This is a genomic window from Enterococcus sp. M-BR2, assembly GCF_056612775.1.
In genome coordinates this window covers 209,007-232,673 of sequence record NZ_CM152743.1, presented here as the reverse complement: position 1 = coordinate 232,673, position 23,667 = coordinate 209,007, and the positions used below count along the sequence as shown (strand labels likewise).

Genomic DNA, 23,667 nt, shown 5'->3' with positions numbered 1-23,667 from the left:
GTTGTGACAGCCCTGTTGTCATAGCCTCTTTCTTTTTTATGCAGAAACATAGCGAAACCGTTCTCTTTTTTCTTACTATTTTTCTCTACTGACAAAATAAACAATAATTTTCCGGCACGATTATTTGCTGTTTTTTGCCATAACATAGTACGATCAACATAGAAAAGGAGATGTTTTTATGAAAGTTGTTGTCATTGGCGGTGTAGCTGGCGGTCCTTCATTTGCCACTCGTTTCCGTCGATTGAATGAAGCACATGAAATCATTATCTATGAACGCGGAGAGAATATTTCTTACGCAAGTTGTGCTTTGCCTTATTATTTAGGTGGTGTGATCACGGACCGTGACTCGCTGATCGAACGTACACCAGAAATATTGAAAACAAAAAACAACATCGACGTCTTTACTAAACACGAAGTAACAGCAATCGATCCTTCTACTAAGCAATTAACAGTTAAAGACCTATCCACAAATGAAGAAACAAAAACAGATTACGATAAGTTGATCATCTCTTCTGGTGCTAGACCAGATTATCCGGATATTCCCGGAGTTTTTGAAGCAGAAAACGGCTTTGTCCTCCGTAGTGTGACGGATGCGGATCGAATCAAATCGTTCCTTGAAGAAAAAAATCCACAACATGTCGTCATTCTTGGTGCAGGTGTTATGGGTCTGGAATTAGCTGAGAATTTCAAGCATCGCGGCTTAGACGTGACTTTAATCGATCAATTGCCACAAGTCGCTTTCCCTTATGATCCAGAAATTGCTGATTTAGTTTATGACAAATTGCTGAAAGAAGGATTAGCCGTTCATTTAGAAACAAGAGTTACTGAGATCCGTGATAAAGGTCGAGAAATAGTATTATCAGATGGCTCCGTCCTTTCTGCTGATATGTTAATCTTTGCTGTTGGTGTTTCTCCGAATAATGAAGTGGTGAAAGCAGCCGGCATACAATTATCAGATACAGGCCAGATCATTGTTGATGACCAGTTACAAACTAATCTGCCGGACATCTATGCGATTGGCGATATTATCGAAACGACTAGTGTAGTGACTGGTCAGCCGATCCAAAGTATGCTTTCCAGTGCGGCCAATCGTCAAGGACATATGTTGGCAGATATTTTAAATGGTACGCCTATGCGCTATCGCGGATATATTGGTGCAGGTGTCGCAAAAATCTTTGATCATACAGCAAGTTATACGGGAATGACAGAACATGCATTAAAAGCATCAGGCATAACAAATTATAAAACTGTTTTTATCACTCCTTTTGACCATGCCTATTTCTATCCAGAAGCTACAAGATTAAATCTAAAGCTGATTTTTGATGCAGATAGCGGTCGTATTTTAGGTGGACAAGCATTTGGAGAAAAAGGTGTCGATAAACGGATGGGAGAACTTTCTATAGCGATCACCGGAAACTTAACAGTCTTTGATTTGCCTGATTTGGAGTTGCCTTACTCTCCACCGTATTCTACTACCCGTGACCCGTTGAATATAGCTGGTTATGTCGCAATCAATCAAATGACGAATATCGTAGAAACGATCAAAGCAAGTGATATACCCGAAAACGATTTGAAAGAAGCGTTCTTTTTAGATATACGTGAACCTAATAAAGCACCTTCTGGCAGTATCTCGGCAACAAAAAATATTCCAATGAATGAGTTACGAGATCGAATCAATGAAATCCCAAAAGATAAAAAAGTTTACATTACTTTCAGAAGAGGATTGAATACTTATACTTCTGCCCGAATCTTGGCAGGTTTGGGTATCAAAGCGATTTTGATTGAAGAATAAAAAAACGACCGCGGTGGGTAGCCGCGGTCTAGGAGTTATTTTTACTTGAGGAGTAAAAATGAAAAAGTATATAAGTTTGTTGGTTGGTATGTACATAGAATAGAAGATAAATGTGAAGAAATTGTGCATTATTTCTTCACATTTATTAGGTTATAGTTTAAGAAAGTTTAAACATTGCGCAATTTAATTATTTTAGCTGTTTCTTTTCATAAAAAAACATGTTGTGACTCTGAGACAAATCATAGTCCATAGTGATGTCTCTAGAGTAACTACGCCTAATATTACGAGGCATCATATTAATTCATCAGCACTAGTACCTAAACTAGCATCCCTTTCGAATATTTTTTCTTATATAATAAAGTTTGCTTTCACTCCTCTAATCTCACCAAATCGACTGGCTTGCGTTGTGTGATACTAGGAACTGATTTGTTTAGAACGACTTTTCTATTGTAATCATATTTTTCGCCATCCTCGTTGTCTTCTGATCCTTCAATGAATGATCCCTAATGTGTGTATTAAGTAATTTAATTTTTTTGTTCCTATTTATTTAACAAATAAATAATATAAAAGGTAAATAAAAAAGAGTGGATTTCTCCACTCCATGAAAAGCCGACTTTTTGGGACGCTTTTTTTTGCCAAGCCTCACATTTTTATAGCCAAACTTCTTTTGCGACTTGCTGCAATAATTGGATTTTCTTCCATTGTTCTTCTTCTGTTAAATGGTTTCCTTCTTCTGTTGAAGCAAACCCACATTGAGGACTGATACTTAGATTTTCCAATGGTACAAATTGTTGTACTTCTTTTATTCGTTCTTTTATTTTCTCCGTATCTTCCAAATCTGGAAACTTAGAAGTAACTAATCCTAAAACAACTTTACTTTCTTTGTTACTCCAATGTCTTAAAGGAGTAAAATCTCCTGCTCGGTCAGAATCGTATTCCAAAAAGAAACCATCATAATTTGTTGAAAACAACTCTTCTGCAATGGGTTCATATCCACCGGAAAACAGCCAAGAAGAAGCGTGATTCCCGCGGCAGATATGTGTTGTGATCGTCAAATCTTCTGGTTTGTCTTCCAGTGCGTTATTGATAATCTCTCTACAAATATGGGCCATTTCTTTCGGATCAATTCCTTTTTGAAGAAGTGCTTCTCTTTTAGTTTGATCAGCTAGAAACGCCCAATTTGTATCATCGAATTGCAGGTAACGGCAACCTTTTTCATAAAAAGCATGAATCGCTGCTTTGTAAGTAGAGGACAAGTCCTCATAAAAATCAGATAGATCAGGATAAATCTCCTTGATTTTTGAAGAACCATCATTAGATAGGATCTCTTGTCGTAAAATCATCGTGGGACTAGGGATCGTTGCTTTTGCAACAAAAGTATCATCTGTTTCCACTACTTCTTTCAGAAAAGCAAAATCTTTTAAAAATGGGTGATTTGGATTGAAAGATAATTTATCTACTACCCGAATATTATAAGCTGGTGCTGCTTTTCCGTGGAATGTTTGATTATATCCAGTTTCTGGAACATAGCCTTCGATACCATTTAGTTCTTCTAAAAAATCAAGATGCCAAAATCCACGCCGAAATTCACCATCTGTAATTCCTTTGATGCCGACTGCTTTTTGGTCTTCCACTAATTTTTTTATTTCCTGGTCTTCGATTGCACGAAGTTCTTCTTTTGAAAGTAAGCCTTCTTGAACTTTTTTTCTTGCTTCTTTGATCGATTGCGGGCGTAAGAAACTTCCGACATGATCTACTGTAAATGGTCTATTTTTGCTCATTTCACTCACTCTTTTCTTTGTTTTTTGTAAAAAAAAATCCTTTTACTAGCAAATACTAGTAAAAGGACGATTATACTCGTGGTACCACCTTTTTTCAGAAAAAACATTCTTTCTCTCAGCCTGACAATAAAATCAGTGGTCTTGGTAACGAAAGACTGTTCGTTTTTGCCTACCTTTCGACAAAAAATCCTCTAAGGCCATTTTCGACAGTCAACTTCTAGCTTTTTACACCAACCAAAGCCTCTCTTGAACCATTTTCTGTCTACTTTCCTTCTCATCGGATACTATTAGAATAAAATTAGAATAGCATGTTTGAAAGAAAAGTCAATAGGGAATAAGAACAAACAAAAACTAATTTGTTATTCTTAGTAATTGGTTTGTGGAATACAATAAAGCTTTTCTAATATGATAATTGTTCAGTCGTCCTTTCATCTTAGATCACTTCCTTAAAATGATCATACCCGTTTCAACCACATAAAAAAGGACTTAATTTTGAAAAATTTCCCATCAAAACTAAGTCCTTTTTATTATAGTTATGCAAATTTGCTTATTTTCTCGCTATTTCCGATACATCTTGAATTCTAAGAATAGGTCATTATAGATGCCTAGGTATTTCGATCCTAGATCTTCGTAGACTTCAAGATGGGAGATCGTGTCATCAGATGGATAGAATTGTTCGTCCGACGAAATGTCTTTTGGCAATAACGCTTTTGCTTTTTCATTTGGTGTAGAATAACCAATATACTCTGCATTTTGTGCCGCATTTTCCGGTTCTAGCATAAAGTTGATGAAATCATAGGCACCTTCTTTATTTTTCACGGTTTTTGGCATAACGATATTATCAAACCAAAGATTGGAACCTTCTGGTGGGATCACATAATGTAAATGTTCATTTTCCCACATCATATCGGCAGCTTCGCCAGAAAATGTCACTGCCACGGAGGCTTCTTCATTGATCATATACATTTTGATCTCATCTGCCACGATTGCTTTGACATTTGGCGTTAAATGATTCAATTTATTTGCTGCTTCTGTCAGCTGTGCCATATTCTTACTATTCAAAGAATAGCCTAAACTATTCAAAGAAAGCCCCATAACTTCTCGTGCACCGTCAATCAGCATCAAACTGTCTTTTAATTCCGGCTTCCACAAATCATCCCAATGCTTAATTTGATCTGCATCAAAGAATTTATCGTTATATACGATCCCTAAAGTTCCCCAAAAATATGGAATCGAATACTGATTATCTGGATCAAAATCCAAGTCTAAAAATCGTGGATCAATATTATTTAATCCTTTGATCTTCGAATGATCTAATGGAAGTACTAGTTTTTCTTTGATCATTTTTTGGATCATATATTCACTTGGTATAGCGATGTCGTAGTTTGTCCCACCTTGCTGGATTTTTGTGAACATCGCTTCATTAGAATCAAATGTTTCATAATTCACTTTGTATCCATATTCTTTTTCAAATTTCGTGATCAAACTAGGATCGATATAATCTCCCCAGTTATATATGGTAAGTACCTTTGCTCCACTCATGCCACTTGTTTTTTCAAGTTGACGAACACCAAGCAGCAGCACCGCAATAATGATGAGAATACCTAAAAACAGAGATTGTAATTTTTTCATCGCAGCCGTGCCACCCCCTCGCGTACTCTTCTGTTTTTCTTCAGCCGTTTTGGACGGTTTTCTTTACTAATGAAGTAGTATCCAATGACCAATATCATGGAGAACAAGAAAACTAACGCACTTAGCGCATTGATTTCTAAACTGATTCCTTGTCTTGCACGAGAATAAATCTCTACTGAGAGCGTCGTAAAGCCATTTCCTGTGACGAAAAACGTAACCGCAAAATCATCAAGAGAATAGGTAAATGCCATAAAATATCCAGCTATGATTCCTGGAGAAAGATAAGGCAAAATGATATTTTTGACTACTTGGAAATTATTAGCACCAAGGTCTCTAGCCGCATCGACCATTGAATCGTTCATTTCCTGCAATTTTGGCAAGACCATCAAGACGACGATTGGAATGCTGAAAGCAATATGGGAAAGCAATACACTCTGAAAACCTAATCCGAATCCTAGTAGTGTAAAGAAAATCAAGAAACTAGCACCGATAATAACATCAGGAGAGACTAATAAGATGTTATTCATGCTCAACAACGCTGTCCGTGCACGTCGTTTTTTCGTATAATAGATCCCCATAGCCCCAAATGTCCCGATGATCGTGGCGATCAATGCAGATAAGAAAGCCAGCATGAACGTATTCAATACGATAATGATCAAACGTGTATCTTCAAAAACAGCTTCATAATTTTCCCAAGTAAATCCTGTAAAGCTGTTCATCGTTCCTCCTTCATTGAAGGAATAAAAAATCAGATAGAAGATCGGTGCATATAAGAATAAAAAAACGATCCCTAAATAAAGATACGACCATTTAAATTTTTTCATTTATGAGCGACCTCCTTTTTTCTTCTCGCCTGTCAGGAGCATCACGATAAACATAGCAATGATTAAAATCACACCGATTGTAGAACCCATCCCCCAGTTTTGTGTAACCAAGAAATGCTGTTCGATAGCCGTTCCTAAAGTGATCACCCGATTTCCGCCAATCAGACGAGTCAGCATGAATAAAGAAAGAGAAGGAATAAATACTGCTTGAACACCACTTTTCACACCATTTAATGATAACGGAAAAATCACTCGTCGGAAGGTCTCAAAGCTATTCGCGCCTAAATCTCTGCTAGCACTGATCAAAGAAGGATTCATCTCTTCCAATGCATTGAAAATTGGCATAATCATGAATGGAATCTCGATATACGTTGCCACGAACAGAAAACTGAAGTCTGTGAATAATATCTGTTTCGGCCCGATCCCGATAAAATCAAAGAAATGATTCACGCTGCCGTGCACACTGAAAATCCCAATAAATGCGTAAGCTTTAAGCAGCAGATTCACCCATGTAGGCAAAATAATCAGCATCAGCCATAATTGCTTGTGCTTCAGTTTTGTTAAAAAATAAGCAGTCGGGTAACTAATGATCAGTGTAAAAAACGTGATCAAAAATGCATACCATACAGAATTGATCGTCATAGAAAGCGATGTCCCCGACGTAAAATAAGATAGATAGTTATTCAGCGTGAATTGCCCATTCATATCAAAAAAAGATTGATAAATGATCATTAATACAGGCGCGATCACGAATAAACCGAGCCACAAAATATAAGGGACGGAATAGATCCTGCGCATTGTTTTCATTCTTGTTCCCCCTATTCTTCGTAACTGTCAAGACGTGCATCGAATTCTTCTTCAGACTCGTTGAAACGCATGACATGGATATCTTCTGGCTCAAAGGCCAATCCTACTTTGCTTCCTTCTTTAGCTTTTTTCGTCGAATGGACCATCCATTCATTTTGCTGTTCATCATAACAGATGATTTCATAATGGACACCACGAAACAGCTGAGTATCGACCGTTACGACTAGCTTTCCTTTATCTGGTGTCGTGATCGTCAAATCCTCTGGGCGTAAAACAACTTCAACTGGCTCATTCGGGCGCATCCCGCCATCGACACATTCAAATTGCTTACCAACAAACTCAACTAGATTATCTTCGATCATCACACCGTCCACGATATTGCTTTCCCCAACAAAATCAGCAACGAAATGATTGATTGGCTCATCATAAATATCTACAGGCGTACCACTTTGGACGATTTTCCCTTTATTCATGACAAAAATCTCATCACTCATCGCCAACGCTTCTTCTTGATCATGAGTCACAAAAATAAACGTGATCCCTAATCGTTGTTGCAGATCCCGCAGTTCATACTGCATATCTGTACGTAGTTTCAAATCAAGCGCCGATAACGGTTCATCTAGTAACAATACTTTAGGTTCGTTCACGATTGCTCGTGCAATCGCTACACGCTGTCTTTGACCACCAGACATTTCACTGATCTCCCGTTTCTCATATCCAGGAAGCTGGACCATACGCAATGCATCTTTTACCTTCTTTTCGATATCAGATTTGGACCTTTTTTTGATCTTCAATCCAAAAGCAACGTTATCAAAAACATTCATATGAGGAAAAAGTGCATAATCTTGGAAGACGGTGTTTACTTGTCGCTTATTAGCTGGCAAATCATTCAACCGTTTCCCTTCAAAATAGATGTCCCCTTCTGTAGCTTCAGTGAATCCAGCTATAATACGTAGGATCGTTGTTTTACCACAGCCGGAAGGACCAAGCAGTGTATAAAATTTTCCTTGTTCGATCTCAAAACTTACTTTTTTTAATACTGTTTCATCATCATAGCTTTTCACTACTTGATCAAATGAAATGATTGGTTTCCCCACGTTTTTACCCCCTATATTACAAATATGATTGTGTCGCGACAATCAATACTTTTGTTCGTTTTTTGAGATGATTCCTTAATTGATGTTGTTTTGTCGCTTGATAATAGATCGACTGTCCTGCTTTTGCCACATAGACCGTCTCTCCTAAGCTTAACTCTAATTCCCCTTCTAATACAAAAATAAACGTTTCAGATAATGAAGGTTCAAACGTCTTATATTCTCCTGCACCTTCAAAAGTTAGTAAAACAGGCTCCATTTCTTTTTCATTCGAATCAGCCACCAGCCATTCCAATTCATACCCGTTTTCTTCATCGAAATAAACCGTATGATCTTCTTTTGAATAAACCACTTGCAGATTCGCTGCTTCTTGATGAAAAAATTCTTCTGGAGTGACACCTAAGACTTCAAGAATAGAAAAGAATGTTTCCATTGATGGTGAACTTAAATCTCGTTCCAACTGGGAAATATACCCTTTTGACAAATCTGTGCGTTCGCCTAGTTCTTCTTGTGTCAAATTCTTTTGGATGCGCAAATTTCTTAACTTCTCACCAATTTCCATAATTTCCTCCGTATGAAGTTTTCTAATAGTAAACTTCTGGTTTACTACCACTCGTATTAGTATACGAATTTTATTGCAAAAGGCAACCCTTTTTAACATTTTTTTTGCTGAATATTTCTTTATCTTTTCGAATCATTTCTACTTATTCGATTCTTTCTTTTTTCTGCCTCTTTCACCTAATTTTTGTCTAAATTTAAGGAAGAACCAGAATAAAAAAGTAGGCTTTGTGGTATGATAAAAGAAAATTTTTAAAAGGAGTGTCTCACGAATGAACGCTTTTCGATCTTTTCAGGTAATAAATGAACCTGTTTTCCATACAGCAATCAGTGATCTGCCATTTACTGAATTGGCTGAAAATGAAGTCTTGGTAAAAATTGCCTATTCTGATGTCAATTATAAAGATGCATTGGCAATGAGCGAGTCTGGTCAGGTGATACGAACCTATCCGATGACTCCAGGGATTGATTTATCCGGAACTGTCGTCCAAAGTAAAGATTCAAGTTTTTCAGAAGGAGATCTTGTACTTGCTACTGGTTTTGGGCTTGGTGTCACCTATCCAGGCGGTTACAGCCAATACCAAAAAGTACCAGGAGACTGGTTAGTCCCTCTACCGAAAAATATGACACTGCGTCAAGCGATGATTTTTGGTACAGCAGGGTTTACTGCTATGTTGTGTGTGAACGCTTTAATCCGTCAAGGCATAACCTCCAATAAAAAAATTGTCGTTACTGGTGCTTCTGGCGGTGTAGGCAGTGTAGCTGTCGCCCTGTTACATAAACACGGATTCCAGTCAATCATTGCTTTTTCCAGAAAAGAAGAGTCTGTCACATGGCTAAAAAGTTTAGGTGCTTCTCAAGTCGTACGTCCTGATGAATTTCTGCCAGAAACAACAAAAGCTTTAGGAAAACAGCAAATCGATGCTGTCATCGACACAGTAGGTGGTGAGCAACTAAGTAGTCTTCTTCCATTGATCTCTTATAACGGTGTAGCAGCTTTATGCGGCAATGCAGGGGGAATCAAACTAAACACGACCGTTTTGCCTTTTATTCTGCGAAACATCCAATTGATTGGCATCGATTCTGTCAATGTACCTATTGAACAACGTCCTTCTTTATGGCAACAGATGGCAGATTTGCAGATAGCAGATGACTTAGTTGCCCAAGAAGTTACTCTGGAGCAGTTGCCTGAAACAGCAACTAAACTACTTGCTGGGACGCATCAAGGAAGAACACTGGTAAATGTAGGTGACCAAAAATGAAGGTTCTGATCACAGCTGGAGGGACAACTGAAAAAATCGATCAGGTACGTGCTATTACGAATCATTCGACAGGACGATTAGGACAAGCTTTAGCTGATCACTTAGCTGCCAACCCAGATACCACAGTCGATTACGTGACTACGAGACAAGCACTGAAACCGGAAAGACGTTCCAATATAACGATCTATACGATTGAGTCTGCCCAAGACTTGTTTTTGCAATTAGAAGCACTCTCAAAAAAAGAACACTATGATGCAATTATCCACAGTATGGCAGTCAGTGATTTTACTCCTGCTTTTAGTTTTTCAGAAGAACAGTTGGCAAAAAAACTACCCGCTTCTTCAACGCAAGAAGAACTGGCCAATTGGTTTGCAGAAAATGAACAAACAAAGAACTCTGCTTCAAAAATCTCTTCTGACACTGAGCATCTTGTGCTCGTTTTGAAGAAAACGCCAAAAATCATTTCTTATCTGCGTGAATGGCAGCCGAAAGCGAAAATCATTGGTTTCAAACTATTAGTAGATGTACCAAAGGAATCACTTCTTACAGTCGCCAAAAACAGTCTGATAAATAACAAAACTGATTTTATTTTCGCAAATGATTTGACAGAAATCCATGGCGAGACACACCACGGCTATCTCTTATCTAAAGATGGGACAGTGGAAGAAGCACAAAGCAAATCTGAGATTGCTGCATTGATTACTGATAAAATTAGATTGGAGGAATCAAAATGAAAAAGATCTTATTAGGCGTTACCGGAAGTATTTCTGCTTACAAAAGCGCCGATCTTACATGTCAATTTGTCAAATCAGGTGTCCAAGTAGATGTGATTATGTCTCAAAGCAGCACACATTTTATCACGCCATTAACCTTGCAATCTCTGTCGAAGCGAGCAGTCCATACAGATGTCATGCAAGAATCAAATCCACAGGTGATCAATCATATCGAACTAGCCAAACAAGCTGACTTGTTTCTCATCGCACCTGCTACAGCAAACATTATCGGCAAGCTAGCAAACGGCATTGCAGACGATCTCCTTTCAACAGTCGCAATGGCGCTTCCGGAGGGAACACCAAAACTGATTGCCCCTGCCATGAACACGAATATGTATCAAAACCCGATCACTCAGCGTAATCTGGAAACATTGAGATCTGTCGGCTATCAGGAAATCGAACCAAAAGAATCTCTTTTAGCTTGCGGAGATTTTGGAAAAGGTGCTTTAGCTGATATTCAGACGATCATCGAACAGGTCATGCTGACTCTTAACGAAAGAAATGCTTAGTGAAAAAGGAGTACTTATGAAAAATACAAAAAATTTTACTTTGACTGCGATGTTTTTAGCTATTTTGATTTTATTAGCTGTTACGCCTCTAGGGTTTATTCCTATTGGCCCAATAAATGCAACAACCATGCATATACCTGTAATCATTGCTTCGATCGTTTTAGGACCAAGACTAGGTGCTTTACTTGGCGGTACATTTGGACTGATCAGTATGATTCGAAGTACGGTTATCCAAACACCTTTGTCTTTTGTCTTTTCTCCGTTCATCCCAGTCATCGGAACTGAACATGGAAGCTGGAAAGCCTTGTTGATCGCGTTTATCCCTCGGATCTTGATTGGTGTTGTTCCTTATTTCGTTTATAATGGTCTGCGCAAACTGATGAAACAAAAAGCAGATACCGTCTCTTTATTCTTAGCAGGACTTGCCGGCTCATTGACCAATACGATTTTAGTGATGAATATGATCTACTTTTTATTCCAGCAAGATTACGCCAAAGTCATCGGGACAAATTTAAATGCTGTTTATTCAGCTATTCTTGCAGTTATTTTTACAAGTGGCGTACCTGAAGGAATCGTCGCTGGTCTTGCGACTGCAGCAGTATGCAATGTCTTGTTAAGATACTTCAAGCGCCCTTCTCTTCATCACTGATAGTCATCGTAGCCGATGTCTGATTTTTTTCTCTTTTGGTGTTACTATTAAATAGTAAGATTTGACGTCGAAAGGATGATCCAAATGAAAATTTTTGTTGTAGGTGCAAACGGACAGATTGGCCGACACCTGATAAAAGATCTAGCTTCAAGTCCCCACGAAATTTTTGCTGGGGTAAGAGATGTCGCTTCCCAGACATTAGTGAAAAAAGAGAATGTTTCGTATGTCTCTTTTGATTTGACTTGGTCCGTGGAAAAAATGGCTGAAGCATTCAAAGGTATCGATGTATTGATTTTTGCTGCCGGTTCTCAAGGAAAGAATCTTCTGCAAGTAGACTTGGATGGTGCAATCAAAACAGTTATCGCAGCTGAAAATGCGCATGTCTCTCGTTATCTGATGGTCAGTGCTGTTTATGCAGATGAACCAGCAAAATGGCCTGAGTCCATGACAGATTATTATATTACTAAACATTATGCAGATGAATGGCTGAAACGAACTAACTTAGATTTTGTCATTCTTCAACCAGTCACATTGACGAACGATGAAGAAGTCACCTCCATTCAATTGACTAAGCCTAATGAAAAAGCAGCCAAAACGATTTCTCGTTCTACAGTTGCTGCTGTACTTGCCGCTCTTGTGGAAGAAACGGATATTTCCCGTACGACTCTAGTACTTTCTGAAGGTAGCAAAGAGTTGAATACAGCATTCCAAGAATGGGCAAAGGAGGAATAGATCCATGCGTGCCATTTCAATCAAGCATCCTGGTTCTGTAGATGTATTAGAACAAATAGAAGTGCCTGTTCCTGAACCAAAACAAGGCGAATTATTGATCAAAGTCCATACAGCAGCGGTCAATCGAACAGATATCATGAAAAGAGAATCAGTCTCTTTAAAACCTCCCTACCCTATTTTGGGTGTCGAAGTAGCTGGAGAGGTAGTTGAGAATAAAAGTGATATCTCCACTTTTACTCCTGGGACAAAAGTGTACGGATTAGTCAATCTAGGTGGTTATGCTGAATATGCTGTGATGCCTGCCGATCGAGCAATCCTTCTCCCTGATACGTTAGATTATGTTTCTGCTGCTGGAATCTCAGAAGTTTTTCTGACTGCTTATCAAACACTTTATTGGCTTGGAAAATTACAAGAAGGCGAAACTGTTTTGATCCACGCAGGAGCAAGTGGTGTTGGAACAGCAGCGATCCAATTAGCTAGACAACTTTCTCACGCGAAAATCATCGTTACTGCAGGATCAGAAGAAAAGCTCGCCTTTTGTAAAGAACTTGGTGCAGATGAATTGATCAACTATAAAAAACAAGATTTTCAAGAAGAGGTAAGAAAGATCACTGATGGTCGAGGAGTCGATGTTATCTTGGATTTCATCGGCGCTTCTTACTGGGAAAAGAACTTAGCTTCTATAGCCGTTGATGGCCGCTGGGTCTTGATTGGTATGCTTGGCGGAACCATTGTGTCTGAGATAGACCTTGGTGTATTGATTGGGAAACGCGTCCAACTTCTTGGTACATTATTGACACCTAGAAGTGATCAGTATAAAGCAGAGCTCGCACAAACTTTTATGGAAAAAGCGGGACCTTTTCTAGAAAATGGCAAGATTCGGCCAATCATTGACCGTACATTCCAATTCAGCGAAGTCAAACAAGCGCATGAATATATGGAAGCAAACAAAAACATCGGAAAAATCATTTTGAAGATAGCTGAATAAAACCATGCTGATCAAAAAAGAGACTGGGACAGAAGCGTTTAACTCCAAGAAATAAGAAGGAGTTGCTTCTGCTTCCGCCGTTTATACGTGTTTAGAGCGTGGGACAAAAGTGTTCTTTACTTTTGTCCCACGCTCTTTTTCCGAACAAACGGTGTTCAAAAGCTTGCATCTGCGGTAATAAGTCCAACCAAGTTAAAAACATAAGAAGCTGTTTTTACTTGGCTGTTCTTATTACTTGATGCAGTGCAGCTTTTTCACAACCTCTTCACTAAACGGTGTTCTACTGCCAACTCCTCGGTCACAAGTCACAATATTCAATAAACATGAGGAGCTGTTTTTTGAAATTGTTCCTTGTGACTCGGAGCTGAACGGCAGGCTCACGACCTCTTTCTTAAACGGTGTTCAATCAGCTGACCCTCGGTATTCGCTCAACAAACGGCAAAATATGTGGAACTATTTTTTCGTTTGTTTCTCTAATACTCAGGTCAAAACGCTGATTTCACAACCTCTTTTTATTTACGTTCTATTTCATTCATTTTCAGAAGCAAACCGAGCTGCTTGTATGCCCGCTTGTCGCCCAAAAATAATGATTTCTGCAACTGAGTTTCCACCGATTCGATTGTCTCCATGTAAGCCACCTGTGACTTCTCCGGCAGCATACAACCCGCTGATTGGCTGATTTTCTTTATCCAATACTTCGGTATTCGTATTGATTTTCACACCACCCATCGTATAATGGATCCCTGGCGCGATTTTGATTGCATAATAATTTGGAGACGATAGATCATGTTCCATGGCTGTGGCACGATTGAATTGAGCATCTTTTTTCTCCGCAACATCCGCATTCCATCCATCAATTGTTTTTGCTAATGTTTCTTTTGGCAAATCAATTTTTTCTGCTAATTCTTCCATTGTTTTTCCAGTTGTGACATATCCTTTTTGGTCATAAAATTCAATAGCAGTGGCACGATCACGCACGCCTTGATCAAAAATCAAATACGCTGATTTTTCAGGCAACGCTGTGATGGCTGCAGATACTTTATCCCTTGTATCCATTTCATTCACAAATCTTTTGCCTTCTTGATTCACCAAGATTGCTCCTTCTCCGCGAACCACTTCACCGATCAAGATTCCCTCATCCTGTTGCACGGTTGGATGAATTTGTATTTTATCCATGTCAACGGTTTGTCCGCCTAACTTTTCGATCATGGTAATACCATCTCCAGTTGATCCTTCTTGATTTGTCGTAATATAATCAGCTAAATCGGGACGATATCTTTCAATAAATTCTTTGCTCGCACCAAAACCGCCTGTAGTGACGACGATTGCTTTACCGGTGATCTCTTTTGGTTCTTCTCCTTGGACATGTACAGTCACTTCATTGACTGTTTCGCCATTTTTCTTAATGTCTGTCACATCTGTGTTGACAAAAATCGGTATTTTTCGCTCATGGACGCTGTTCAATAATCCATCCACTAAATATCCACCGATAGCCGAGCCATCAGATGGACGATGCGTCCTCTTCTCACTCATCCCTCCAGTGATCGTTAAATTATCTAGTTTGATTCCATTTTGATCCAACCAATCGATTGCATCAGCAGAGTGATCGACAAAGTAACGAAGCATTTCTTTATCATTTGTTCCTCCGCCACCTTTTAGCGTTTCTTCATAGAATGCCTCATTTGAGTCTTCGATTCCCTCTTCTTTTTGGAATTTGGTTTCAGAAGCGTTCATTCCGCTTGATGATTTAGACGTATTTCCTCCGGCAACAGGCATCTTTTCGAAAATCACTGGGTTCAAGCCAGCATCTTTTGCTTCAATAGCGGCTGCCATCCCTGCACCGCCAGCTCCCACGATTACGATATCATAAGATTCTTTCATTTCTTTTGGATCAGTATATGCTTGTTCAGAAGCACCTGATGACACTTCGGCAGATTCCTTCGTACTAGAACTTGTCTGTGCTGTATTTTTCTGATCTGCGCCACATGCACTCATGGCAAGAAGCGAAACCGCCGTTAATAAACCAACAACTAATTTTGTCATATTTATCCCCCTTTTCTCCTTATGCTTATATTAAGTGTTTTTTTTCACAATATCAACTCTGTTTTTATTTAAGACATATAGTTTTGGTAATCGCACGCTTCTTAGTATAATTAAGGATATACATGAAGGAGTTATTTTATGAATCATTTGAAAACCTTTTTTACGAACAGTACAAAAACTGCTGGCAGAATCACAAATGGAATCTATATTTTATTACGTATCATCGTTGTTATTATGTTGGCTGATCAGATTTGGAACCAACATTGGGGAAATACGATGCTTTTATTATTGACACTGATTTTATTTGAAATTCCTTATTTCCTGGAAAAGATATTAAAGATACAGATTCCAAATATGTTAGAAATCATATTGTTATCTTTTATTTTCAGTTCAACGGTTTTAGGAGAATTAAGCGATTTTTATGGCTATTTTTCAATGTGGGATACTTTTCTACATGCATTCAGCGGATTTTTAGCTGGGGGTGTCGGTTTTTCACTTGTTTATTTGCTCAATAAAAATACAAAAACGATGAACTTGACTCCTTTGTTATTAGCAGTCGTTTCCTTTTGTTTTTCGATGACAGTCGGTGTTATGTGGGAGTTTGTTGAATTTTCAGCAGATAAATTGCTACAATTCGATATGCAAAAAGATACGATCGTCCAGCAAATCAATAGTGTGGAGTTAAGCAAAGACGGAAACACTGTCTATCATGTTCCTGATATCACTCGGACAATCATTGAAAGTCAGAATGCAGACGGTAAAACAGATAAAATAATCATCCAAAATGGTTATTTAGATGTGGGAATCATGGATACTATGAAGGATTTATTTGTTAATTTTATTGGAGCAGTCGTTTTCAGTATATTTGGTTACCTTTATAGTCGAAATGATTACCAAAAATTTACTTTCATCAAGAATTTTATTCCCAAGAAAATCAAACGATAAACATACTAAAGAAATAAGAGAAGAGGCAGTGACAAGACTTTTGTCACGACCTCTTCTTTTTCGAATAAATAGCGTATCATCAGCTAGCCAACAGGATGAATTCAAAAACAGTAAGATAGAAAGAACTACTTTTCCGTTTTTCTTCTAATATTGTGAGCTGATTTCACCATTTTTTTATTTATCTAATTTACTTAAAACCTGCATAACTTTTTCATAGTCTGGATTAGGTGTGCCATCTAGATTTTCAGCAATAAAAGAAAAACCCATTTTTTTATAAAGAGCAATCGCCTGATGGCTCCATGTCTGGGTGTGAAGATAGATTGGTCCATCCGTATGGAGAGTAGGAAATTCTTGTAAGACTTTAGCAGTCAATGCTTTTGCGAGCCCTTTTCCTTGGTAAACTGGTTTAACTGCCAACCAATGAAAAACCGGATACACTCCCTCTCTTGATTTCTTTCGCCAAGCGGTACAGGTTGCTACTTTTTCTCCATTTTTTGTCTCTACAAAAAACATCCTTCTTTCAAGTTCTTCAGGATAAGGAGCAAAGTTTTTTTGAAAATACTCAAGTGCTTCACCTGTCGTTTGAAATTCCCCAACGGAAGTTTCAATCTCTGACCAAGCAGATTCGTCCCCTTTTTGATAGGTTCGAAATTTAAAGCCTTCCGCTAAAGGCGTCATTGGCACAGGCAGTTGAAGTGGTCTTGTCATCCAGATTTCTGCGTAAGGCAACGTTTTATCTAACATTTTTCTATCCCTCCTCGTATCCATTATGCCAAATAACAGATAACTCAGCTACTTATTTGACTATAGCAGATAGGGGGATGAATCAGAACCAGTCATCTGCGTCAAATTCATTTCGATTAGCGTATACCCATGTTCCTGCCATACCTCGCATGACATCCCCTAAAACGGAAGAAGAAGGGACGTCTCCACCAGTGCGGGTGTTCCCGGACTAGGAAGCGGTACTTGCGGCTGCAGATGCTCATTGGTGGAATCAATAGTTGACAAGCGTTTTTTCTTCGTTTCCTTGTGGTCATCTGATTCATTTTGATCTTCCGACTGTTTAGTAACAATTTCTTTTTCTGATTGTTGTTGTTCTATTTTAGACTCTAACATTTCATTTTCCGATTCAGAAACTTGTGGGACCAAAGGATCTTCTTGCCCTATCGTTTTGTTAGATTCTGAGCTTTTTATAGATATTCTTACTGGTTCTAGGCTTCTTATTTGTTTTACTTTCCCTGTTGGAGAAACTGCATGAGCCATTTGTTGTTTTTTTTCTGGCAAGCTTTCTTCTTGTCTTTTTTGTTCTTTTTGGTTTATCTGTTTATTTAATGGTAAAACATGTAATAGCGACTGAGCACGGAGTTCTTGGAGTGAATACGGGTCATGATAACTATACATAATCGTAAAATCGCCTGTTTGTTTGGTCAAATAACCATCCTCCAATGGTTCTCCGTTGATTGTGACCTCTACATCCTTTGACGGTACGGGTTTACCTAAGGAGTTTGTTGCGGATTTGATCAACTCTTCTTTACTTATTTTTTCATTTGGCTGAGCAATAACAACATGACCTTCTAATGAACTATTATCCGGTACATAAACATAAGTGAAGGTAATTTCCTCTCCTGATTGCTTCCTATTATTCATCAGTTTTGAGTGAATAGCTTCAAGAATCACCGACCAGTTACTGTTTCTGTCTAATCCGTTTGTTTGCATCCAGTCAGAAATAGAAGTGACTTTTCCGTCTTGTTCATAAGTCGACAAATCTACATTCGGCACTCGATCAGAAAATTCAGCAGGGAGTTGTAAATCTGGAATAAGTTCTACACTACTTATGCGTGTTTCTGCTTGCAGTTCTTTATTCGTTTGACGATCAATAAAATGAGTGATGACAGTCGATGAAACAGCAGGTGCTTCTACATAAACGACAGCTGTTGTTTCCACCATTTTTGATGTAAGAGGGTCTGCATAAGTTAATACGACGGGATATTCTCCCGGTGTGGTAGAATCTACTGTCCCGCTCATTTTGATTTCTTCTTTATTCCCTGAAGTTCCATCGCTTTTTGTTACATATTCGATAAGAGATTTAGGGTCGTAATTCTCTCCTGTTATTAGATGAAGATCTTTTCCTTTGATAGCTGTTTGATCAACATGAACATGAATCACAGCAGATGCAGTCATTGTTTTTAAAGCAATTGGATCAAAATAAGACAAGTCAATAGTAGATACTCCTGTATTTGTCGTGTCTATGATATTCCCATTGTTTGAAATTACTTTGGACATATCTCCTTGTGTTCCATCTGCATTCCTCAAGCTTTCTACCAGATCCGATATCGAAATTTTTGTCCCTGCCAGAACGTTGATTTCCTTGCCTTTGAACTGTGAATAATCTTTTCTATATACATAAGAGACTTGTGCACTTCCACCGTCCTTCACACCTGTCAAAGCATGATTTAAACTATCAATGATCTGTTTTAGCTGATCACCTTTTGTTGGATCAGTCATACCGGAAAAGACAGAAAGCGGCACGCTGCTTCCAGTTTCTGATGTCCATAATGTTTTGTTAGGAATTAACCAATAGTGGTTTATCGTTGGAGGATAACTGACTTTATTATAGGAATTCAAAGAAGGAAGCAGCTGTGTTCCACTTACATCAGTGAAAGTATGGGTAATAGTAATAGGGGAATCAGTCGTCTCAGAGACAGATGTACGTACGATTTTGATGGTTTGTGCCGTTGCCTGAACGGGTACATTCATATAGACACCTACAGATAAGCTGATCAACATCGTACGCATCACAAATTTGACATAGCGGTTTTCAGAACACGATCGTTCTTTGTCTAAACGGCAAGCGTGTTTATTTAGTTTTTTAGGTTGTCTTTTTGAACACATTTATTCTTAGTCCTCCCTACTCTTGCCTCAGCATGAAGTAGTAATTTTCATAAGATGATTTTATTATATAGATAAAATCAAAAAAAGATGGTCAATTGGGACAGTATTTTTCTTGATTTTTTATTATTTAAAGAAAATCGTAATAATAACTTATGTACTTTTTAATTTTGTCAAGCAATATCTCTCGATATCTAGTCATCTTTTCTTTGAAAAAAAACATAAATCAGCTAATAAATAGGTAAGACAAGGGAGCGTCAATAATTTTGTGTAAATGAAATTCCCTGCTGCAGAAATTTTTCTAATTATTCGCCAGTTTCTCGAACAGCCCGAGCAGTTCTCCTTCCGCCTGCTGGAACCCGCGATGGCTGCGATCCAGGAACTTCTGGTTGTAGTTTTCGAAGAGGGAGACCAGGAAGCGGTCCATGGACTCCTCGTTCTGGAACTGTTCCTTGCGCCGGCTGTACTTCTTGACCTGCTTATTGAAGGACTCAATCAGGTTGGTGGAGTAGAGGCTCCGCCGGATTGCGGCCGGGAAGTCGTAGAAGGTGAGCAGGTGGTCATTCTCCAGGATGGACTGGGCTACCTTCGGGTAGCTGGCCCGCCACTTCGCTGCGAACGCATCACGTGCTTCCAGGGCTGCTTCCTTCGAATCGGCTTGGTAGAGCGCCTTGAAGTCGTCACAGATTTCCTTCCGGTCGGACACACGCACCTTACTGGCGATGTTCCGGGAGACGTGCACGCAGCAGTGCTGGTAGGCAGCCTTCGGGAAAACCTGATGGATCGTGTCCGCCATCCCCTTCAGGCCATCGGTCACGAACAGGAGGACATCCTTCACGCCGCGGGCCACGAGGTCCTCCAGAATCTCATTCCAGATGACCGTGGACTCGTTGGGGGCGATGGCATACGCCAAGACCTCCTTTGCGCCATCCGGGCGGATGCCGACCGCGATGTGAATCGCCTCCTTGGCGACGGTTTTCCGCTTCAGCGGGATGTAGGTGGCGTCCAGGTAGATGGCGACATAGCGGTCATGGAGGGCGCGTTCCTTGAAGGCGGCCACCTCCTCGGAGAAGATTTTCGTCATGTTGGACAAGGTCTGGGGCGTGTAGTGGTGCCCATACATCTTCTCGATCAGGTCCGCAATCTCCGACATGGTCACGCCCTTCCGGAAGAGGTGGATGATGGTCTCCTCCAGCGTATCGTTCGTGCGCTTGTAGGCGGGAACGGTCTGTTGCTTGAACTCGCCGTTGCGGTCGCGCGGGATTTCGAGGTGGAGCTCCCCGTACTCGGTCTTGACCGTCCGGTCATAGGTGCCATTACGGGAATTGCCGGAGTGGAACCCAATCCGGTCGTACTTCTCGTAATCCAGGAAGGCCGTCAGCTCCGTCCGCAGTAGCGTGTTTACGGCCAGCTCCAGATGGGAGCGGAATAACTCGTTCAAATCACCTTTGGTGGCTAGAGTCTGCAGGAGTTCTGTAGTAAAATCGTTCATAGGGAAGTCCTCTTTTCTGTGAATGGGTGTGGTAACTTTATTCTACAGAAGGGACTTCCTTTTTTCTATTTACACAAAATATTTTATACTCTCTAAGACAAAGTTGTCATCCATAAATATTAGCTGATTTTTTCAGTTAAATGTCTATTTTTTTCTCTGATAATGATATTCCCAAAATATTCCCAGTCATCTGGTGTCGGCGGATTTTTCCATATTATCTGCTCTTTGTTGAATTTTTCAAGCAAACAATCAGATAAATAAATATCCGTACGGGAAGTGATTCGACTTTCAATCACAATATTGTAATTTTTAAATCCCTTCACTTGAGAAATAATATAAGCGGTATAGGCAGATCCTTGAGAAAAATCAATACAGACATGGATTGGTGATTCAAAATAAGAGACTGGACAAATACCGACCAATAAAAAAAGATAATCATAAAATAAGCGAATCATGAAACGTTCATCTTTTTCCAAGAAATAGTGTTTATTATCTTGTATGACATTTTGGATCGCTGTACTGAATATTGGATACGTTTCGAAGAAAAACTGCAACTGCTTTTTAGACGTAAAACTAGTCATCTCAAAGTCGAATATCCAATTTTTCCGATTGACATGCATCATCCCCATACGAAGTTCTTTTCGTATATGGAGTCTTTCTTCTTCAGAAACTTCAGTTGAAAATGGTAATTGATCAATCAATTCCACTGACATTTTTTGACTAATCATATGGATATCATGGAAATGAGCTTCTGCAAGTCCAAACGCACCATCTAATTCAAATTCTTCTTCCGTAATCAAAAATAACATGATATAAGAAATCTCATCAATAATCTGCTCTTTAGGGATATGTAGAAAAGAAATATGCGATAAATCCTTAATAATCTTCATTCCTTCTGAGCTCTTAAAGTATTCATCTGAAAAGAAACGTTTTCCTATTGGTTGATTTCCATAAATCCTCAACAAACTAACAGTAGTTAGCAAATTGAATTTGATTCGCTTTGTGGCAGACAACTTTAAATTGAACAGATATTCAAAATATTGCACGATACTTTTTGCTTCATTCATGACGCTTTCTCTAAATGGCATAGAAAAACCATTAAAGACCCCAAAATATACCCCAAATAATACGTTCCGTATGTTTATTTCTTCCCCAACTAATATGTTTTTCTTTAACTTTATTTGATGCTGTTCAAGAAAAGAGACTAATTCTCTTCTTTTTACATAAGCTCTTGATATGCTTAAAAAATGGTTCTCTGCAAATTTTTCAATTGTTACTTTTGAATCCACGATCTCCGTTAACAGTCGAGCAATTTTTGATCGTTGAAAGTAGATTCTTCTTAAATTTTTGATATCCGTCAAATTTAGCCGTTCAACATGAATCTCTCCTTCTTCTGAGATTTGGATCTCTGGCTTTGATTTGAATTCAGAAAATTCTTTATTTAATTCTATGATATAATTTCTTGTTTTAAATTTAGATAAACCTAATGTTTCATATAACTTAGACAACACGACGTAATTCTTTTTCTCAAATTCTAAATATCTGGCTAACAGCAGTTTTTCTCTATCTTCCTCTTCGATAAGGTAATCCAACTTCATATCCTACACCTCAAAAAAATGCCTCATACCAATCACTTGATATGCAGATGAAAGTTCATCTTTTCACCTATACTGATTTTATGATGGATTACACCTGTTTTTTCATCAGTTATTCACATTTTTTATCTTTTTTTGAGAATATTACAAAAAATGGAAAAATTTACGGGAAAATATTCTATATTTTTTGTTTTATTGTGTTAAAATGTACAAGATTTGCACCATTTGCGTAAACAACCACAAAAAGAGCAGGGCGTCCTCCGTCCTGCTCTTTTACTTATTTTAAGTGCAATTACTTATTAATTCGCTAAACTTCTGCTTGTTTCTGATAGTGCTTGTTTCTCTCCAATGATCCGCACTTCTGTTTCTAAAGACACATCAAATTTTTCTTTGATCACTTCTTGGATGTGCGCAATCAATTCAATATAATCTGTCGCTGTCGCATGATCGATATTGACGATGAATCCTGCATGTTTTTCAGAGATTTGTGCACCGCCCCATTTCAGACCTTGCAATCCTGCTTGCTGGATTAGCTGACCCGTATAATGTCCTACTGGGCGCTTAAAGACACTGCCGCATGAAGGGTATTCTAATGGCTGTTTGGATTGACGCAATTCTGTCAACTCATCCATTCGTGCTTTGATTGCTTCATAATCCCCTGTTTGCAAACTGAATCTAGCTTCCAATACGATAGCACGTAGCTCTTGGATTTTACTGTGACGATAAGAAAATACCATTTCTTCTTTTGTCAAAGTTTTCAATGTTCCATCTTCAAGCAAAAGATCCACTTCAGCAAAAACATCTTTGATCTCTCCGCCATACGCACCTGCATTCATATAAACCGCTCCACCGACACTTCCCGGGATGCCGCAAGCAAATTCAAATCCAGTCAATGATTCGGCCAAAGCTGCATAAGTCGTATCAATCAGTGAGGCACCTGCTTCCGCAATGACCATCGTTCCTTTGACATGAATCTGTTTCATTTCAGTCAGCATGATGACTACACCACGGATCCCACCATCTTGAACGATCAGATTGCTTGCGTTTCCTAGTACCATCCAAGGTATATCATGGATTCGGCAATAATCGATGATTTGCTTTACTTCTTCTTGCTTTTTCGGGAATGCAAGGACATCAGCTGGTCCGCCTGTTTTCGTAAACGTATAGTTCATCAATGGTTCATCAAACAATAAAGTGATCGTGGCTAAGCTTTCAACTATTTCTTCTTTATTCACTGAGGATTTTCCTTTCTTTTCTCAAACGTCCCCATTATTCTATCACGCTTAATACAATCTTGCCAGT

General features: G+C 38.8%; 19 protein-coding genes, 1 pseudogene and 1 other annotated feature. Of the genes and pseudogenes, 8 read left to right on the top strand and 12 right to left on the bottom strand.

Features of this window, described 5'->3' with window-relative positions:
* The first annotated feature begins 178 nt into the window (after window positions 1-178).
* Window positions 179-1,792, top strand: a complete 1,614-nt coding sequence (locus AC1F25_RS01080) for an FAD-dependent oxidoreductase (protein WP_002290873.1) — start codon at window positions 179-181, stop codon at window positions 1,790-1,792.
* A 650-nt stretch (window positions 1,793-2,442) separates the two neighbouring features.
* On the opposite strand, the gene AC1F25_RS01075 is transcribed toward AC1F25_RS01080, so the two are convergent.
* The 6 genes from AC1F25_RS01075 to AC1F25_RS01050 all read right to left on the bottom strand — a co-directional run bounded on the left by AC1F25_RS01075 (window position 2,443) and on the right by AC1F25_RS01050 (window position 8,492).
* Complete coding sequence (locus AC1F25_RS01075) at window positions 2,443-3,573, bottom strand: 5-methyltetrahydropteroyltriglutamate--homocysteine S-methyltransferase (RefSeq protein ID WP_002293466.1); 1,131 nt, start codon at window positions 3,571-3,573, stop codon at window positions 2,443-2,445.
* 59 nt (window positions 3,574-3,632) lie between these two features.
* Window positions 3,633-3,860: a binding site (T-box leader), on the bottom strand.
* Window positions 3,861-4,131: 271 nt separating this feature from the next.
* Window positions 4,132-5,205 carry an ABC transporter substrate-binding protein gene (locus tag AC1F25_RS01070; RefSeq protein ID WP_002293464.1) on the bottom strand — a complete coding sequence of 358 codons (1,074 nt, stop codon included), beginning with the start codon at window positions 5,203-5,205 and terminating at the stop codon, window positions 4,132-4,134.
* Entirely contained in the window at window positions 5,202-6,029 is an 828-nt protein-coding gene (locus AC1F25_RS01065; RefSeq protein ID WP_002287036.1) for an ABC transporter permease, read from the bottom strand. The genes AC1F25_RS01070 and AC1F25_RS01065 overlap by 4 nt, the downstream gene beginning before the upstream one ends.
* Window positions 6,030-6,836, bottom strand: coding sequence for an ABC transporter permease (locus AC1F25_RS01060; protein ID WP_002287038.1), 807 nt, complete (start codon window positions 6,834-6,836; stop codon window positions 6,030-6,032).
* An 11-nt stretch (window positions 6,837-6,847) separates the two neighbouring features.
* Complete coding sequence (locus tag AC1F25_RS01055; RefSeq protein ID WP_002334891.1) at window positions 6,848-7,933, bottom strand: ABC transporter ATP-binding protein; 1,086 nt, start codon at window positions 7,931-7,933, stop codon at window positions 6,848-6,850.
* Between the two features lie 16 nt (window positions 7,934-7,949).
* A complete protein-coding gene (locus AC1F25_RS01050; protein WP_002287040.1) occupies window positions 7,950-8,492 on the bottom strand; it encodes a helix-turn-helix domain-containing protein in 543 nt (180 codons plus the stop codon).
* 268 nt (window positions 8,493-8,760) lie between these two features.
* Between AC1F25_RS01050 and AC1F25_RS01045 the strand changes: the two genes are divergently transcribed.
* The 6 genes from AC1F25_RS01045 (at window position 8,761) to AC1F25_RS01020 (ending at window position 13,401) form a co-directional block, all read left to right on the top strand.
* Window positions 8,761-9,750: an oxidoreductase gene (locus tag AC1F25_RS01045; protein WP_002334892.1), complete on the top strand. Its 990-nt coding sequence runs from the start codon at window positions 8,761-8,763 to the stop codon at window positions 9,748-9,750.
* Window positions 9,747-10,484: a phosphopantothenate--cysteine ligase gene (locus AC1F25_RS01040; protein ID WP_002334893.1), complete on the top strand. Its 738-nt coding sequence runs from the start codon at window positions 9,747-9,749 to the stop codon at window positions 10,482-10,484. The genes AC1F25_RS01045 and AC1F25_RS01040 overlap by 4 nt, the downstream gene beginning before the upstream one ends.
* Window positions 10,481-11,032, top strand: a complete 552-nt coding sequence (coaC, locus tag AC1F25_RS01035; protein WP_002334894.1) for a phosphopantothenoylcysteine decarboxylase — start codon at window positions 10,481-10,483, stop codon at window positions 11,030-11,032. The genes AC1F25_RS01040 and coaC overlap by 4 nt, the downstream gene beginning before the upstream one ends.
* 16 nt (window positions 11,033-11,048) lie before the next feature.
* A complete protein-coding gene (locus AC1F25_RS01030; RefSeq protein ID WP_081185985.1) occupies window positions 11,049-11,681 on the top strand; it encodes an ECF transporter S component in 633 nt (210 codons plus the stop codon).
* An 84-nt stretch (window positions 11,682-11,765) separates the two neighbouring features.
* Window positions 11,766-12,413: an SDR family oxidoreductase gene (locus tag AC1F25_RS01025; protein ID WP_002334895.1), complete on the top strand. Its 648-nt coding sequence runs from the start codon at window positions 11,766-11,768 to the stop codon at window positions 12,411-12,413.
* Between the two features lie 4 nt (window positions 12,414-12,417).
* Window positions 12,418-13,401 carry an NAD(P)H-quinone oxidoreductase gene (locus AC1F25_RS01020; RefSeq protein ID WP_070703589.1) on the top strand — a complete coding sequence of 328 codons (984 nt, stop codon included), beginning with the start codon at window positions 12,418-12,420 and terminating at the stop codon, window positions 13,399-13,401.
* 528 nt (window positions 13,402-13,929) lie between these two features.
* Here AC1F25_RS01020 and AC1F25_RS01015 read toward each other — a convergent pair.
* On the bottom strand, window positions 13,930-15,444 hold the full coding sequence (locus AC1F25_RS01015; RefSeq protein WP_479994176.1) for a flavocytochrome c: 1,515 nt from the start codon (window positions 15,442-15,444) through the stop codon (window positions 13,930-13,932).
* Window positions 15,445-15,582: 138 nt separating this feature from the next.
* Here AC1F25_RS01015 and AC1F25_RS01010 point away from each other — a divergent pair, with 138 nt between their 5' ends.
* Entirely contained in the window at window positions 15,583-16,389 is an 807-nt protein-coding gene (locus tag AC1F25_RS01010) for a DUF2238 domain-containing protein (RefSeq protein WP_002340928.1), read from the top strand.
* A 174-nt stretch (window positions 16,390-16,563) separates the two neighbouring features.
* Here the strand turns inward: AC1F25_RS01010 and AC1F25_RS01005 are convergent, their stop codons facing one another.
* The 5 genes and pseudogenes from AC1F25_RS01005 to murB form a co-directional block, all read right to left on the bottom strand.
* On the bottom strand, window positions 16,564-17,133 hold the full coding sequence (locus AC1F25_RS01005) for a GNAT family N-acetyltransferase (protein ID WP_142975965.1): 570 nt from the start codon (window positions 17,131-17,133) through the stop codon (window positions 16,564-16,566).
* An 82-nt stretch (window positions 17,134-17,215) separates the two neighbouring features.
* Window positions 17,216-19,281, bottom strand: a pseudogene (locus tag AC1F25_RS01000) (bacterial Ig-like domain-containing protein).
* 298 nt (window positions 19,282-19,579) lie between these two features.
* Window positions 19,580-20,770 (bottom strand): IS256 family transposase, encoded by a 1,191-nt coding sequence (locus AC1F25_RS00995; protein ID WP_104841766.1) that lies wholly within the window; start codon window positions 20,768-20,770, stop codon window positions 19,580-19,582.
* Window positions 20,771-20,889: 119 nt separating this feature from the next.
* Window positions 20,890-22,368: a helix-turn-helix domain-containing protein gene (locus tag AC1F25_RS00990; protein ID WP_065772901.1), complete on the bottom strand. Its 1,479-nt coding sequence runs from the start codon at window positions 22,366-22,368 to the stop codon at window positions 20,890-20,892.
* Window positions 22,369-22,664: 296 nt separating this feature from the next.
* Entirely contained in the window at window positions 22,665-23,600 is a 936-nt protein-coding gene (gene murB / locus AC1F25_RS00985) for a UDP-N-acetylmuramate dehydrogenase (RefSeq protein ID WP_002308397.1), read from the bottom strand.
* Between the last annotated feature and the right edge of the window lie 67 nt (window positions 23,601-23,667).